This is a genomic window from Streptosporangium sp. NPDC001559 (genome assembly GCF_042893955.1).
Classification (GTDB): Bacteria; Actinomycetota; Actinomycetes; order Streptosporangiales; family Streptosporangiaceae; genus Streptosporangium.
Genome location: NZ_JBIAVG010000026.1, coordinates 14,234 through 29,025, shown reverse-complemented (window position 1 = coordinate 29,025; position 14,792 = coordinate 14,234). Strand labels below are relative to the sequence as shown.

15 protein-coding genes are annotated in these 14,792 nt (G+C 71.6%); 6 read left to right on the top strand and 9 right to left on the bottom strand.

Annotated elements, in window-relative coordinates:
- Positions 1 to 104 precede the first annotated feature (104 nt).
- The 6 genes from ACFYY8_RS38935 (at position 105) to ACFYY8_RS38910 (ending at position 6,711) form a co-directional block, all read left to right on the top strand.
- Positions 105 to 989, top strand: coding sequence for an ABC transporter substrate-binding protein (locus ACFYY8_RS38935; RefSeq protein ID WP_390050029.1), 885 nt, complete (start codon positions 105 to 107; stop codon positions 987 to 989).
- Positions 980 to 1,918: an amino acid ABC transporter permease gene (locus tag ACFYY8_RS38930; protein ID WP_390050028.1), complete on the top strand. Its 939-nt coding sequence runs from the start codon at positions 980 to 982 to the stop codon at positions 1,916 to 1,918. The genes ACFYY8_RS38935 and ACFYY8_RS38930 overlap by 10 nt, the downstream gene beginning before the upstream one ends.
- Positions 1,918 to 2,709, top strand: coding sequence for an amino acid ABC transporter ATP-binding protein (locus ACFYY8_RS38925; protein ID WP_390050026.1), 792 nt, complete (start codon positions 1,918 to 1,920; stop codon positions 2,707 to 2,709). Before ACFYY8_RS38930 ends, ACFYY8_RS38925 begins: the two co-directional genes overlap by 1 nt.
- Positions 2,706 to 4,310: an amidohydrolase family protein gene (locus tag ACFYY8_RS38920; protein WP_390050024.1), complete on the top strand. Its 1,605-nt coding sequence runs from the start codon at positions 2,706 to 2,708 to the stop codon at positions 4,308 to 4,310. The genes ACFYY8_RS38925 and ACFYY8_RS38920 overlap by 4 nt, the downstream gene beginning before the upstream one ends.
- On the top strand, positions 4,307 to 5,104 hold the full coding sequence (locus ACFYY8_RS38915) for a serine hydrolase (RefSeq protein WP_390050023.1): 798 nt from the start codon (positions 4,307 to 4,309) through the stop codon (positions 5,102 to 5,104). The genes ACFYY8_RS38920 and ACFYY8_RS38915 overlap by 4 nt, the downstream gene beginning before the upstream one ends.
- Before the next feature lie 182 nt (positions 5,105 to 5,286).
- Positions 5,287 to 6,711 (top strand): amidase, encoded by a 1,425-nt coding sequence (locus tag ACFYY8_RS38910; protein ID WP_390050021.1) that lies wholly within the window; start codon positions 5,287 to 5,289, stop codon positions 6,709 to 6,711.
- A gap of 7 nt (positions 6,712 to 6,718) precedes the next feature.
- Here the strand turns inward: ACFYY8_RS38910 and ACFYY8_RS38905 are convergent, their stop codons facing one another.
- The 9 genes from ACFYY8_RS38905 to ACFYY8_RS38865 all read right to left on the bottom strand — a co-directional run bounded on the left by ACFYY8_RS38905 (position 6,719) and on the right by ACFYY8_RS38865 (position 14,731).
- Positions 6,719 to 7,630, bottom strand: coding sequence for a LysR family transcriptional regulator (locus ACFYY8_RS38905; protein WP_386196302.1), 912 nt, complete (start codon positions 7,628 to 7,630; stop codon positions 6,719 to 6,721).
- 147 nt (positions 7,631 to 7,777) lie between these two features.
- Positions 7,778 to 8,122: an RNA polymerase-binding protein RbpA gene (locus ACFYY8_RS38900; protein WP_352013273.1), complete on the bottom strand. Its 345-nt coding sequence runs from the start codon at positions 8,120 to 8,122 to the stop codon at positions 7,778 to 7,780.
- A gap of 146 nt (positions 8,123 to 8,268) precedes the next feature.
- Positions 8,269 to 9,615, bottom strand: a complete 1,347-nt coding sequence (locus tag ACFYY8_RS38895; protein ID WP_390050019.1) for an MFS transporter — start codon at positions 9,613 to 9,615, stop codon at positions 8,269 to 8,271.
- A gap of 58 nt (positions 9,616 to 9,673) precedes the next feature.
- Complete coding sequence (locus ACFYY8_RS38890; protein ID WP_390050017.1) at positions 9,674 to 10,471, bottom strand: glycerophosphodiester phosphodiesterase; 798 nt, start codon at positions 10,469 to 10,471, stop codon at positions 9,674 to 9,676.
- 83 nt (positions 10,472 to 10,554) lie between these two features.
- Positions 10,555 to 11,127 carry a TrmH family RNA methyltransferase gene (locus ACFYY8_RS38885; RefSeq protein ID WP_390050015.1) on the bottom strand — a complete coding sequence of 191 codons (573 nt, stop codon included), beginning with the start codon at positions 11,125 to 11,127 and terminating at the stop codon, positions 10,555 to 10,557.
- Positions 11,128 to 11,182: 55 nt separating this feature from the next.
- A complete protein-coding gene (locus tag ACFYY8_RS38880) occupies positions 11,183 to 11,794 on the bottom strand; it encodes a class I SAM-dependent methyltransferase (RefSeq protein ID WP_390050014.1) in 612 nt (203 codons plus the stop codon).
- Positions 11,795 to 11,826: 32 nt separating this feature from the next.
- Positions 11,827 to 12,774, bottom strand: a complete 948-nt coding sequence (locus ACFYY8_RS38875) for a VWA domain-containing protein (RefSeq protein WP_390050012.1) — start codon at positions 12,772 to 12,774, stop codon at positions 11,827 to 11,829.
- Complete coding sequence (locus tag ACFYY8_RS38870) at positions 12,771 to 13,730, bottom strand: DUF58 domain-containing protein (RefSeq protein ID WP_390050010.1); 960 nt, start codon at positions 13,728 to 13,730, stop codon at positions 12,771 to 12,773. Before ACFYY8_RS38870 ends, ACFYY8_RS38875 begins: the two co-directional genes overlap by 4 nt.
- Entirely contained in the window at positions 13,727 to 14,731 is a 1,005-nt protein-coding gene (locus ACFYY8_RS38865; protein WP_352013280.1) for a MoxR family ATPase, read from the bottom strand. The genes ACFYY8_RS38870 and ACFYY8_RS38865 overlap by 4 nt, the downstream gene beginning before the upstream one ends.
- Positions 14,732 to 14,792: the final 61 nt, after the last annotated feature.

The window sequence follows — 14,792 nt, the reverse complement described above, 5'->3', positions numbered from 1 at the left end:
GCATCGAAGTTTTCGATGCTCAGACTCGCAAGCATTCACCTGCATTGGGACCGTTACCTGCCGTCGGCAGCATAAGCTCAACTATTCGCAAAACAGGAGCTTAAATGACAAAAAGGACTTATTCCGTCATTGCTGCCGCCCTGATCGTCACGGCGCTCGCGGGCGGTTGCGGGCGCTCGGCGTCGGAGACGGACGCGAACACGGGCGCGGCCACCGCGGCGGGCAAGACCGCCAAGGACCTGGTGCCCGAGGCCGTGCGCAAGACCGGTGAGCTGCGCATGGCGACCTCGGAGGGCTACCCCCCGATGGAGATGTACAAGGAGGGCACCCAGGAGCTCATCGGCGTCGACCCCGACCTCGCCGCCGCGATCGCCGCCAAGCTGGACCTGAAGGTCAAGGTGACCAACGCCGCCTTCGACGGCCTGATCCCCGGCCTGCAGGCCAAGCGCTGGGACATCGTCATGTCCTCCATGAGCGACACCGAGGAGCGCCGCGCGGCCGTCGACTTCGTCGACTACTTCAACGCGGGCGGGGCCGTCATGGTCAAGAAGGGCAACCCCGAGGGCGTCAAGAACCTCGAGGACCTGTGCGGCCGCGTCGTCGTGCTCGCCAAGGGCAGCTCGAACCTCGCGATCGGGCAGCGGCAGAACGACAAGTGCGCCAAGAAGATGCAGATCATGCAGAGCGAGGACGCGCCGACCGGCCTGCTGAGCATCGACTCGGGCCGCGCGGTCGCCACCATCGTCGACTCGCCCGTCGCCGCCATGTACGCCAAGGAGACCGGCAAGTACGACGTGCTGCCCGAGCAGTACGACGCCGGCCCCTGGGGCATCGCGATCGACCGCAACAACGCGGGCCTGCGCGACGCCGTCGCCAAGGCCATGCAGGAGCTGCTGGCCGACGGCGGCTACAAGGAGGTCCTCGAAAGGTACGGCGTGACCTCCAACGCCGTGTCCGAGACGATGGTCAACACCAAGCCGTGGAAGTGACAGGCGCCCCCGAGGTGGCCACCGGCGCGCGGACGGCGCCCGAACCGCACCTGCCCATCGACGCGATCCGCCCGCCCAGGCCCGGCAGGTGGATCGCGGCGGTGGTCGCCGTCTTCGCCATGGTCTGGCTGCTCTACACGATCATCGTCAACGAGAACCTGCACTGGGACGTCATCGTCGAGTACCTGACCGACGGCAGGATCCTCGGCGGTCTGTGGGTCACCATCCAGCTCACCGTGCTGTCCATGGTGATCGGCCTGGCGCTGGGCATCCTCGCCGCCGTGATGCAGCTGTCCGGCAGCCCCGTCCTGCGGGCCGCCTCCGGGCTGTACACCTGGTTCTTCCGCGGCACCCCGCTGCTGGTCCAGCTGATCTTCTGGTTCAACATCGGGCTGGTCTTCCCCTCCTTCGGCATCGGCGTGCCCTTCGACGGCCCCAAGCTGATCGAGTGGCAGGCCAACGAGCTGATCACGCCCTTCACCGCGGCGCTGCTCGGCCTGGCCATCAACGAGGGCGCCTACATGGCCGAGATCGTCAGGGCGGGCATCCGCTCGGTCGATCCGGGACAGCGCGAGGCCGCCGAGGCGCTCGGCATGTCGCACCGGCAGGTGCTGCGCCGGGTCGTGCTCCCCCAGGCGATGCGCGTGATCATCCCGCCGACCGGCAACCAGTTCATCTCGATGCTCAAGACCACCTCGATGGTCTCGGTCATCGCCGGAGCCGAGCTGCTGACCGTCTCCCAGCGCATCTATCTGGGCAACTTCGAGGTCATCGCGATGCTCATCGTGGCCTCCATCTGGTACATCGTGCTCACCACCATCGCGAGCATCGGCCAGCACTTCATCGAGAAGCGGTTCGAGCGCGGCCACCACGCGCTGCGGACCAGGGTCCGCCGCAACCTGCGGCCCTTCGGCAAGGGGAGTGTGTGATGGCCGCGGCAGTCACCGAGAACGCGTCCACGCGGCCCATGGTGCGGATCCGTTCGGTGCGCAAGTGCTTCGGCCCCGTCGAGGTGCTCAAGGGCATCAGCCTCGACGTGCCCGTCGGCGGCGTGGTCTGCGTCGTCGGCCCCTCCGGCTCGGGCAAGTCCACGCTGCTGCGCTGCGTCAACCGCCTGGAGACCATCGACTCGGGCCGCATCTGGGTCGACGGCGACCTGATCGGCTACACCGAGCAGAACGAACGCCTGCACCACCTGCGTCCCGCCCAGCTGTGCGCCCAGCGGCAGGACATCGGCATGGTCTTCCAGCGCTTCCACCTGTTCCCGCACCGCACGGCGCTGGAGAACGTCATGGAGGGCCCGGTCGTCGTCAAGGGCGTCCCCAGGCAGGCCGCCAGAAGACGGGCGATGGAGTTGCTCGAGCGGGTCGGCCTCGCCGAGCGGGCCACGCACTACCCCGCCCAGCTGTCCGGCGGCCAGCAGCAGCGCGTGGCGATCGCCCGCAGCCTGGCCATGGACCCCAAGCTCATGCTCTTCGACGAGCCGACGAGCGCCCTGGACCCCGAACTGGTCCAGGAGGTCCTGGCGGTCATGCGGGACCTGGCGGCCAGCGGCATGACGATGATGGTGGTGACCCACGAGATGGGCTTCGCCCGCGAGGTCGGCGACAACCTGGTCTTCATCGACGGCGGCGTCATCGTCGAGCAGGGCGACCCCCGGCAGGTGCTCGCCAACCCGGCCAACGACCGCTTCCGCGCCTTCCTCGGGCAGGTGTTGTGAACCACTTCGACCTGCTGCTGCGCGGCGGCCTCGTGATCGACGGGACGAACTCCCCGGACGCCGCGCGCCCGGCCGACGTCGGCGTCGCCGGCGGACGCCTCACCCTGCTTCCCCCGGGCGCCCCGGCCACCGCCGACGAGGTCGCCGACGTGACCGGCCTGGCCGTCGCCCCCGGCTTCATCGACGTGCACACCCACTCCGACGGCGTCACCCTGATCGACGGCGAACTCGGCCGCGAGATGGTCATGGCCTCGGTGCTGCAGGGCGTGACCACCGAGATCTCCGGCAACTGCGGTTCGAGCCTGTTCCCCGCGCTGCCGGGACGGCTGGCCGCCATGGGCGCGGAGAACCGGGTCTACTTCGGCGGCGACGTCGGCATGTACGAGGGGTTCGCGGAGTTCGGCGCCGCGCACGCCGCCGTGCCGAGGGCCAACCACCTGGCCTCCCTGGTCGGGCACGGCACGTTGCGCAGCGGGGTGATGGGCCCCGTCGACCGGGCGGCGACCCCCGAGGAGCTCGAGGCCATGTGCCTGCTGCTCGACCGGGCGCTGACCGCCGGGGCGGCCGGGCTCTCCACCGGGCTGATCTACACCCCCGGCACCTACGCGGGCACGGACGAGGTCGTCGCGCTCGCGGCCGTCGCGGCCCGGCACGGCAAGCCGTACGTCACCCATCTGCGCGACGAGATGTCCCGGGTGGAGGAGGCGCTCGAGGAGGCCGTCGAGATCGCCGCCAGGAGCGGCGCCCCGCTGCACGTCTCCCACCACAAGACGGCGGGAAAGTACGCATGGGGCCGTACGGAGCGCACTCTCCCCAGAATCTCCACTCTTCGTGCAGACGGGATGGATGTGACATGTGACGTCTATCCCTATACTGCGGGAAGTACGGCGCTGGGCGCGATGCTTCCGCCATGGGCTTCCGAGGGCGGGATCTCCGCGCTGACGGCACGCCTGGCCGACCCCGGCCAGCGCGACCTGATGCGCCTTGCCATCGCCGAAGGTGTCCCCGGCTGGGAGAACACCGTCGGCAACGGAGGTTGGGATCGCATCTCGATCGCCTGTGCGCCGCGCCACTCCGAAACGGAGGGGCTCACGATCGCCGAGCTGGCCGTCACCCGCGGCCAGGACCCCCTCGACGTGGCCGCCGCCCTGCTCGTCGCCGAGCAGGGCGAGGTCACGATCATCAGCCACTCCATGGTCGAGGAGGACGTACGGCGGGTGCTCGCGGCGCCGTACTCGATGATCGGCTCCGACGGCGTGCCCAAGCCGGGCGGACGTCCCCACCCCCGCTGGGCCGGGACCTTCCCCCGGGTGCTCGGCCACTACGCCAGGGACCTGGGGCTGCTCAGCCTGGAGACGGCCGTGCACAAGATGACCGGCATGGCCGCGGCCAGGTTCGGCCTGCGAGGTCGCGGTGTGATCGCCGACGGCGCCCACGCCGACCTGGTCGTCTTCGACCCCGCCACGATCGCCGACCACGCGACCTTCACCGACCCGCTCCTGCCGCCGGCCGGGGTTCACCGGGTGGTCGTCGCCGGGCGGACCGTGGTCCGCGACGGCGCCGAGACCGGCGCCAGGCCGGGAAGGGTGCTGGCCGCATGAGCGCGGGGACGGTGGAGCAGGAGGGACCGGGCACCCTCGCGGTCTCGGTGCCCGGGCTGCTCGCCCTCCGGGAGGACACCGAGATGGTCCTCGCCAGCGCGGGCAAACTGCTGCTGCTGGCCGTGACCGCCCGGCGGATCGTCTCGGGGGAGCTCGACCCCGCAGAACCGGTGGACCTGCGTCAGGAGGACCGCTGCGGCGGCTCGGGGCTCCTCGGCCTGCTGTCGGCCCCCTCCTGGACGGTCGCCGACCTGGCCGTGCTCGTGGCCTCGGTGAGCGACAACACCGCGACCAACGCGCTGCTGCGCCGGGTCGGCCTGGAGGAGGTGGCGCGCGGCGCCGCCGAACTGGGCTTCGTCCGGACCCGTGTCCTCGACCGCATCCGTGAGCCCCGGCTGCCCTCGCACCCGCCCACCTTCGCCGTCGGCACGGCGGGTGAGCTGGCCGCGTTCGCGGCCGGGCTCGACGGGCGCACGGAGTGGACCCGGCTCATGCTGCGCTGGATGGCGCACAACGGCGACCGGAGCCTGGTCCCGGCCCTGCTGCCGCACGAGGCCGAGGACCGTGAGGTTCCCCAGGCGCCTCCCCGGGGGATGGTGTGGGTGGCCAACAAGACCGGAACCGACACCGGGGTGCGGACCGACGTCGGGGTGATGATCGGCCCCGGCGGCAGGATCGGCTACGCCGTGCTGGCCAACGGCCCCGCCGGGAGCGAGCACGCCCTGGTCCGGCGCGTCCGCGAGGCGGGCCTGCGCGTCGGAGCCCTGGCCGGGTTCACCGGACAGGACTCCTGAGGTCCCGTACGGCGGGTGGCGCCCCCGGCCGCCCGCCGTACGGGCAGGGGACCCCGGCTATTTGTCAGTCTTCGCCAGAAAAGCCTAAGAAACAGTGGAAATCCATCGCTGGAACGCGCTAACACTGTTCGAAGGCAGGAGCGGGACGACATGACACGGGCCCGCCGACGGGAGGAACGCCAGTGGAGCTCCACGAGTACGCACGTCACGACGCCGTCGGGCTGCGGGACCTGATCGCGGCGGGCGAGGTGACGGCGGCCGAGGTCGAACAGGCCGCCAGAAGGGCGCTGGAGGCGGCCGACGCCGAACTCAACGCCCTGGCCCTGCCGCCGTTCTCCCCGGCGCTCGACCACGCGGCGGACGGGCCGCTCGCGGGCGTACCCTTCCTGATCAAGGACAGCGGGCCGATGGCGCGAGGCGTGCCGTCCTTCCTGGGCAGCAGGGGCCTGGAGACGGTCCCCGGCCACGACAGCGAGCTGATGACCCGGCTGCGGGCCGCGGGCCTGGTCACCCTGGGCCTGACCACCGTGCCGGAGATGGTGGTCAGCTTCTCCACCGAGTCGCTCAGGCACGGGCCGACCCGCAACCCCTGGGACCTGGAACGCGGCGTCGGCGGATCGAGCGGAGGCGCCGCCGCCCTGGTCGCCGCGGGTGCCGTGCCCCTCGCGCACGGCACCGACGGCGCGGGCTCCATCCGTGTCCCCGCCTCCTGCTGCGGTCTGGTCGGGCTCAAGCCCAGCCGGGGCCGCGTCTCCAGCGGCCCCGACGCCGCCGAGGTGACGTTCGGGATGTCCTGCGACTTCGGGCTGGCCCGCACCGTCAGGGACGCCGCCACCCTGCTCGACGCCGTCCACGGCCCGGCCGCCGGCGACAAGTACACCGCGCCGCCCCCGGCCAGGCGCTACACCGAGGAGATCGGCGCCGACCCCGGCAGGCTGCGGATCGCCGTCACCACCACGGCCTGGTCGGGCGCCGCGGTCGACCCCGAGGTGGCCGCCGCGGCGGTCGCGACCGGCAGGACCCTGGAGGGGATGGGCCACCTCGTCACCGAGGCGAGCCCCGAGGTCGACTGGGACCTCGTGATCGGCGGCGTCGTTCCGGTCGCCATCGCCTGCGTCGCCTCAGCCGCCGCCCCGGGGACGACCCCCGGGACGCCCCCGGACCCCGAACGGTTCGAGGCGGTCACCAGGCACGCGCTCGACGTCGCCGGAGACCTCGGCGCCCTCGACCTGATGGGCGCCTTCGCCGCGCAGAACCGGATCAGCCGCTCCGTCGGCGCCTTCTTCACCGGGCACGACATCCTCATCACTCCCACCCTGGGACAGCTGCCCGCGCCGCACGGCACCCTGCGCTACGACGACCCGGGCCACACCATGACCAGCTGGCACGAGAGCCTCTTCGAGTACGGCCCCTTCACGGTGGTGTTCAACATCGCCGGGCTGCCGGCCGTCAGCCTGCCGCTCGGCTGGAGCCGGGACGGGCTGCCGATCGGTGTGCAGCTGGTCGCGCCGTACGGCCGTGAGGACCTGCTGCTGCGGCTGGCCTCCCACCTGGAGGAGGCCCTGCCCTGGCGGGGCCGGGTCCCCGGCGTCTTCGCGGGAGCCTGAGCCGCGCTCAGCGCAGGGCGTTGCGGATCTGGGCCGAGGCGTCGCGCAGATAGTCGATGAACGACCGCAGCGCCGGGTTGGGGTTCGTCGGCCGGACCGCCGCCCCGATCCTGCGGTAGAGCCTCGGGCCGTCCAGGCGGCACACCTGGATGCCCGAGGCGCCCTGCGCGCCGAGACTGGGCACCAGGGCGACCCCCAGCCCGGCCCTGACCAGTCCCAGCGTCACCTCGTAATGGTCGCTGCGGCAGCGGATCGTCGGGTTGAACCCCTCAAGGGCACTGGCCCGCTCAAGGACCGAGACCGGGGTGTCGGTGCCGTAGGTGGTGATCCACGGCTCCTCGGCCAGGTCGGCCAGCCGTACCCGCGGACGCTGGCCCGCCGGATGGCCGAGCGGTACGACGAGCAGCTGCGGCTCGTCGAACAGGTGGGTGACCTCGACCCCCTCCGGGGCCTTCCACGGGTCGAGGGCGTGCTCGAAGACCACCAGCACGTCCAGGGCGCCGCGCTCCAGGTCGGGCAACAGCTCGTGCGGCTGGCCGAGCACCAGGTCCAGCTCGACGGCGGGATGACGGGCGGTGAAGGTCGACAGCGCCAGCGGCAGCAGCCGGTATCCGGCGGAGGCGAAGAACCCGATCCGCAGCTGGCCCGCGTCGGCCCTGGCCTGGGCCAGCAGGTCCTTCTCGGCCGCCTCGATGATGTCCAGGACCTCCTGGGCCCTGGTCGCCAGCCGCCGCCCCGCCCCGGTCAGCCGCAGGCTCTGCGCGCCCCGCTCGACCAGGCCGACACCCGCCTCCTCCTCCAGCTTCGACAGCTGATGGGACACGGCGGACGGCGAGAGCCGCAGGACACGCGCCGCCCCGGCTATGCTTCCCGTCCTGAAGACCTCAAGGAGCACCCGCAGGCGTTGACTGCTCAGCACGTTTTCAGTATCGGCGCAGGCAGGGGGTGCCGAGCACGGGGCGCAAGGGCCGGAAGGTGAGACGAGAAGGTGAGAAAAAAGGGCGAAGACGCCGACCCCCGGCTCCTCGACCGAGGAACCGGGGGGACGCGAAGGGCGCGGGCCGGGTCAGGCGCTCTTGCGGCGCTGGGCGCGCAGGATCGCCAGGCGCTCGTTGAGGACCTCCTCCAGATCCTCGATGGTGCGGCGCTCAAGTAGCATGTCCCAGTGGGTCCGCGGTGGCTTTACCTTCTTGGTCTCCGGCAGTTCGCCGTCCACCCGTAGCGCCGTCGCACCGCACATCCGGCACTCCCAGGTCGCCGGGATCTCTGCCTCGGCGGCGAGGGGAACGTCGAATCGATGGCCCTTCGGGCAGGTGTAGGACACCTCCTGGCGCGGGGCCAGATCGGTGTTGCGGTCGTTCTCGTAGCTGGTCGCCCCGAGTCGGGTACCGCGTAGCGCACGCTCGCCCATGTCTCAATGCCTCCTGAGGGCCCCGTCGTGAGGGGTTCGTCTCCCACGGCGTACAACGCTTGATACCGTGTGTGGATTCCCACACCCGGGGTGATCCAATCGCGCCTTCTTGACCCGGTCTGCGGCGAGAGCCGTTCTCGGGCCGCTCAGATGCGCTTGGGAACCCTGTTGCCCGCGGCCCTGATCGCCTTCGGCAGGTTGATCGCTCCCAGCGCCACCAGGCCGACCAGGAAGAACACCAGCAACGACAGCACGCCGAGCCGGTAGCTGTCGGTCAGCTGCAGGGCGACGCCCAGCGCGAAGGAACCGAGAAACGTCGAACCCTTGTCGCTGATCTCGTAGAGGCTGTAGTACTCGGCCTCCTTGCCCGCCGGGATCACATGGGAGAACAACGAACGCGACAGCGCCTGGGTGCCGCCCATCACGATCGCGATCGCGAAGGCCAGCGCGAAGAACGGCAGCGCCGAGCCCCTCGGCAGGAAGTAGGCCACGCCGACCACGGCCATCCAGGCGACCAGCGCGCTCATCACGACCCGCTTGGCCCCGTAGGAGGAGGCCAGCCTGCCCAGCAGCAGGGCGCCGCCGAAGGCCACGAACTGCACCATCAGGATCGCCGCGATCCGTGAGGTCTGGCTCAGCCCAAGCTCCTTGTCGGCGTAGGTGGCCGAGAAGGAGATGACGGTCTGCACGCCGTCGTTGTAGATCAGGTAGGCCACCAGGAAGGCCAGCGTCAGCGGATACCTGCGCAGCTCCGCGAGCGTACGGCCCAGCTGCCTGAAGCTGCCCGCGACGACCGTGCCGTGCGCCCCGGCCGCCGAGCCCGGGTTGCGCAGCCTCAGCATCGGGATGATCGTGAACCCCGCCCACCACAGGCCCGCCGAGGCCAGGCAGATGCGCACGGCGTCGGTCTCGGAGACGCCGAGGGTCTCGTGCCCCAGGAAGAGCGCCAGGTTGAGGGCCAGCAGCAGGCCGCCGCCGAGGTAGCCGAAGCCCCAGCCGCGCGCCGAGACCCGGTCGCGCTCGTCGGCCGTCGAGATCTCCGGCAGGAACGAGTTGTAGACGACGAACGCCGTCGAGAACCCCAGGCTGGCCACGATGAACAGCACCCCGCCCAGCAGGTATCTCCCGTCGGAGACGAACCACATGCCGACCGTGGCCCCGGCGCCGATGTAGGCGAACAACCCCATGAGCTCCTTCTTGCGCCCGGTGTGGTCGGCCAGGGCCCCGGCCACGGGCATCAGGATGATCTGCAGGACGGCCGCCGCCCCGACCACGAAGGAGTAGTAGGCGCTCGGCCGTACGTCGAACCAGAGCACCGGCACGTACGGCCTGCCCCCGGCGGCGTTCTCGGCGATCGTCGTCAGATAGGGGCCGAGGAAGACGGTCAGCACGGTGGAGTTGAAGGCGGAGTTCGCCCAGTCGTAGAAGTACCAGCCGCGCTGCTGCCTGCGGCGGGCGAGGGGGGATTCCTCGACGGCCTGTCCTGCGGTCATGGGCGTCCTTTGCTCACGGGGGGACGGGGGGTCGTGCGCTCACGGAGGGAGGGGATGGTCAGGCGGCGGCGGCACCGGGGTGCCACTGCCCTCGGGCCTGGAGCACCTCGCGCAGGCCGGAGATGTTGTCGGTCATCACACCGTCAACCCCCAGGTCGAGCAGGCGCTCCATCTCCCGGGGGTCGTTGACGGTCCACACGTGGATCTGCATGCCGAGGGCGTGCGCGGTGCGCACCAGGGCGGGCGTGGTGACGCGCAGCCCGCGAAAGCCCAGCGGGACCTGCGCGCAGGGTACGCCCGCGCGGGCCAGCCGGGCCAGCAGGCGGCCGTAGCCCGACGTGGCGGCCGCGGCGCGCAGGGCCGCGACCCCGCGCGGGCCGAGGGAGGAGCAGACCGGCCTGCCGACGGCCGCGCGGGCGCGGGCGAGCCGCTCGTCGGAGAAGGACGTCAGGCAGACCCTGTCGTAGGCGCCCGTCCGCCGGATCGCCTCGGCCAGCGGGGCGATGGCCGAGGACTCCTTGACGTCGATGTTGAAGCGCGCCTGCGGCCAGTAGCCCAGCAGGTCGTCCATGAGCGGGATCTCGTCGACGCCGTCGATCCGCGCCTGACGCACCAGCCGGTACGGCAACTCGGCGATACGGCCCCGCCGGTCGGTCACCCGGTCCAGGGTGTGGTCGTGGAAGGCCAGCAGCACCCCGTCCGAGGTGGCGTGCGCGTCGGTCTCCAGATAGGTGTAACCGAGCTCGACGGCGCGGGCGAACGCGGCGTGGGTGTTCTCCCGGCCCTCGGCCGCCCCGCCCCGGTGGGCGAAGGCGAGCGGGCCGGGATGGTCGAGGAAGGCGTAACGGGGCTGCACGTGCAGGAGTATGCCCGTTAGGGGCACGGCCCGTCATCGCCGGAAGCTGAACGTTGGGGAACCACCCGCCCTCGGCGGGCCGCTCACTCCCCGCCGGTCACCCCGCCCCCCGCCGGGAGGCCGGCCCACTCCCTGCGGCGCGCCTCGGCGACCGCGATGGCGGTCGCGACCGCCACGTTGAGCGAGCCGACCCGGCCGACCTGCGGGATGTAGCAGACGGCGTCGGCGGCCTCAAGCAGCGCGGGGGAGCAGCCGTGGTCCTCCCCGCCGACCACCAGGCACACGTCACCGTCCAGCCTGGCCTCGTGCAGCGGTACGGCGTCGCCGGTCAGCTCGATCGCGACCACCGTGAACCCCTCGGACCTGGCCGCCCGAACCGCCTCCGCCGAGGGGACCGGCTCCTCCCAGGCGACCAGGCGGTCGGTGCCGAGGGCGGTCTTCTGCGCCTTCGGGTTGGTCGGGGGAGTGGCGTTGCCCGCCAGCCAGATCCGGTCCACGCCGAACGCGGCGGCCGTACGGAAGATGGAGCCGATGTTGAACGGGCCGGTCACCGACTCGACGATCAGGGCCAGGCGTCCCCCGGTGTTCCTGCGCCAGGTGCGGTTGAGCCGCTTGACGTCGGTCGGCCGCAGCTGCCTGCGCGGGTTGGCGGTCATCGGTCGTTCACCGTTCCTCGTCCGTTGTCGTTCTTCGTCTCGCCCATCGGCCCGCTCACCGCTCCTGGTCCGCGGGGCGGGCGCCGACCCGGAGGATCCGGTAGGAGGACCGGGAGACGGCGCGCTCGGCGGGCCAGCCCTGCTCGTTCAGCCAGCGCTGCAGGGAGTCGGAGCCCAGGTGCTTCTGGACGACCAGATGGGCCTGGCCGTCCGGGGTCAGCCGGGACAGCCAGCGGGCCAGCATCTCGTGCAACGCGGTCTTGCCGATGCGGATCGCCGGGTTGGACCAGATGGCGGAGAAGCGAACCTCGGGAGGCACCTCGTCGACGTGCACCGACCTTACTTTGTCAAGGGCGGCGGTCCGGGCGTTCCTCGCGCACAGCTCGACCGACCTGCGGTTGACGTCCACGGCCCACACGGTCGCCTCAGGCGCGCGTGAGGCCATCGTCAGCGCGATCGGCCCGTAACCGCAGCCCAGGTCGAGCAGGTCGCCCGTCGAAGGCGGGGCGGGCACGCTCTCCAGCAGGATGCGGGTCCCCTGGTCGACCCGCTCGGGGGAGAAGACCCCGCTGTCGGTCTCAAGTCTCAGGTGCAGGTCGGGGAGCACGAGCGTGACCGAGCCCGGGCGGCTGGCGGTCTGGGGACGCTCCTCGAAGTAGTGGGCCACGTCGTAGAACGTTACCAACGGTGGGGACCCGGTCAGGGCAGCCGTGATCCCAGCAGCCCCGCCGTCACGGCCACCAGCAGCCCGGTCACGATCGCCGCGACCACGAACCACTGGCTGATCTCCTGGTTGACCGTACGGTAGCCCAGCGAGGTGCCGATCTGCTCGTACACCTCCCGCAGCTGACTGCCCGACTCCGCCTCGTAGGGCCGCCCCGAGGTGCCCTCGGACAGGGACTGCAGGGTGGTCTTGTTGACCGGAACGTTCACGTCGCGGCCGTCGATCGAGACGGTGCCCTCCTGGGTGCCGTAGGCGATGGTCGAGACCGGTACGCGCGCGTTCATCGCGGCGTCGATGGCGTCGCCGACCGAGCGGCCCGAGGTGTTGTCGCCGTCGGACAGCAGCACGATCGCCGCGGGCGGCGGGTCGGTGACGGCCTGCTGGTCGAAGGAGCGCAGGGAGTCGATCGAGCTGAAGACCGCCTCGCCGATGGCGGTGCCGGCCCTGGTGGTCAGGTTGCCGATGGAGGTGACGACGGCCTGGTGGTCGGTGGTGGGGGAGACCACGACCGAGGCCGAACGGGCGAAGGCGACGACGCCGACGTTGAAGCGCTCGGGCAGGTCTCTGACGAACCGCTGGGCCGCCTCCTTGGCGGCGCTCAGCCTGCTCGGCGGGACGTCGGCGGCCTCCATCGACAGCGAGACGTCCATCGCGATGATGATCGTCGCGCGGTCGCGCGGAACCCGTACGGAGTCCGCGGGCCGGGCGGCGCCGACGACCAGCAGGCCCATCATCAGCAGGAACAGCAGCGGAGCCAGGTGCCTGCGCCAGTCGGGTCCGGAGGGGGCGACCAGCGTCAGCAGCGGCAGGTTGGTGAAGCGCACCGCGTAGCGCCGCCGGGCGAACTGGGCGACCACGTAGCCCGCGACGAGCAGCGCGAGCAGCGCGAACAGCCACAGCCACGCCGGTGAGAGGAAGGTCATCGGGCCGCTCCGGGGACGATGGACCGGTGCGCCAGGTGGGCCGTGCGCCGCTGCCGCAGGACGAAGCGGGCGATGTCCGCCACCCAGTCGCGGTCGGTGCGCAGCACCAGGTGCGCGACCCCGCAGCGCCGCAGCGCCACCGCGGTGGCCTCCCGCTGGGCGGCGGCTGCCCGCGCGTAGGCCGCGCGGACCCTGCCGGTCAGGCGGATCCTGCGGGCACGGCCCGACTCCGGATCGGTCAGGGTGACCAGGCCGACCGGCGGCAGTTCGAGTTCACGCGGGTCGATCACCTCGACGGCCAGCACCTGGTGCCGGGCGGCCAGCCGGCGGATCGGCCGTTCCCAGGGCGGCTCGGCGCCGGGATCGAGGACCGGGGCGGCGTCGAGGAAGTCGGAGACCACCACCCGCAGGCCGCGCCGCCGCCGCGCCGAGGCCAGCACCTCGATCGCCTCGGCCAGATCGGGGGCGTCCGCGACGGGACGGCCCCTGGGCGCCTGGGCCAGGGAGTTCAGCAGGCCGTACAGGGCGGGCCTGCCGCCTCTGGCGGGCATCCGGTGGACGTACTCGTCGTGCAGGACGTAGGCGCCGAACCTGTTGCCGATCCGGCTCGTCAGGAAGCCGATCGCGCCGACCGCGGCGACCACCAGGTCCCTCTTCTCCATCGTGTCCGTGCCGAAGTCCATGCTGGGCGACAGGTCGGCCAGCGCCCAGGTCTCCAGTTCCCGGTCGGCGATCAGGTCGCGCACGTGCGGGACGGTCGTGCGGGCGGTCACCGCCCAGTCCATCCTGCGGATGTCGTCCTCACCGGGGACGTAGACCCTGCTGTCGCCGAACTCGCCGCCGGGTCCGGGCAGCAGCCCCTGGTAGGAGCCGTGCAGCAGGCCGTCCAGGCGTCTGACGATGGTCAGTTCGAGCCGCCGCAGCGCCCGTTCCGAGGCGCCGGTGACGCCCGTCACCGTGAGTCCTGGTTCCACACGACCAGGGGCGGGGGCACGGCCGCCAGCACCCGCCCGACCACGTCCTCCGGGTTCACTCCGTCGGCCAGGGCGTCGAAGGTGAGCATCAGGCGGTGGGACATCACGTCGGCGGCCACGTCGCGGACGTCGTCGGGCAGCAGGTAGTCGCGGCCCCGCAGCAGGGCCAGGCCACGGCCTGCGGCGACCAGGCCGAGGGTGGCACGGGGGCTGACCCCGATCTCGATGTCGTCGGCCAGCTCCGCCAGGCCGTACTCGGCGGGGGAGCGGGTGGCCATCACCAGCCGGACCACGTAGTCGGCGACCAGGTGGTGCACCGATACCTGCTCCGCGGCGGCTTGCAGCGCGATCAGCCGCGCCGGGTCGAGCACGGTCCTCGGCTCCGGCGGGGTCACGCTCATCCGGTGCAGGATCTCCAGCTCCTCGTGGGCGCTGGGGTGGGCGACCCGGATCCTGAACAGGAAGCGGTCGCGCTGGACCTCCGGCAGCGGGTAGACGCCCTCGGACTCGATCGGGTTCTGGGTGGCCAGCACGATGAACGGCCTCGGCAGCCGGTGGGTGCGTCCCGCGAGCGTCACCTGGCGCTCGGCCATGACCTCGAGCAGCGCCGACTGCACCTTGGCCGGGGCGCGGTTGATCTCGTCGGCCAGCAGGAAGTTGACGAAGACGGGCCCGAGTTCGACGTCGAACTCCTCGCGGGAGGGGTGGTAGACCCGGGTCCCCACGATGTCGCTGGGCACCAGGTCGGGGGTGAACTGGATGCGGGCGAAGTCACCGCCGACCACCGTGGCCAGCGTCGAGGCCGCCAGCGTCTTGGCCACCCCGGGGACGCCCTCCAGCAGGCAGTGGCCACGGGCGAGCAGGGCGACGAGCAGGCGTTCGACCATGTGCTCCTGGCCCACGATGACCCGCCGGACCTCGGCCAGGGCCTCGCGCAGCAGTCCGGCGTCGGTCTCGCTCGGCAGTTCTTCCGCGACGGTCATGTTGACATTCCACCAAATGAAGTGCCGGGTCGCACGGCTGGTCGGGTGCCCATTTCCTGTT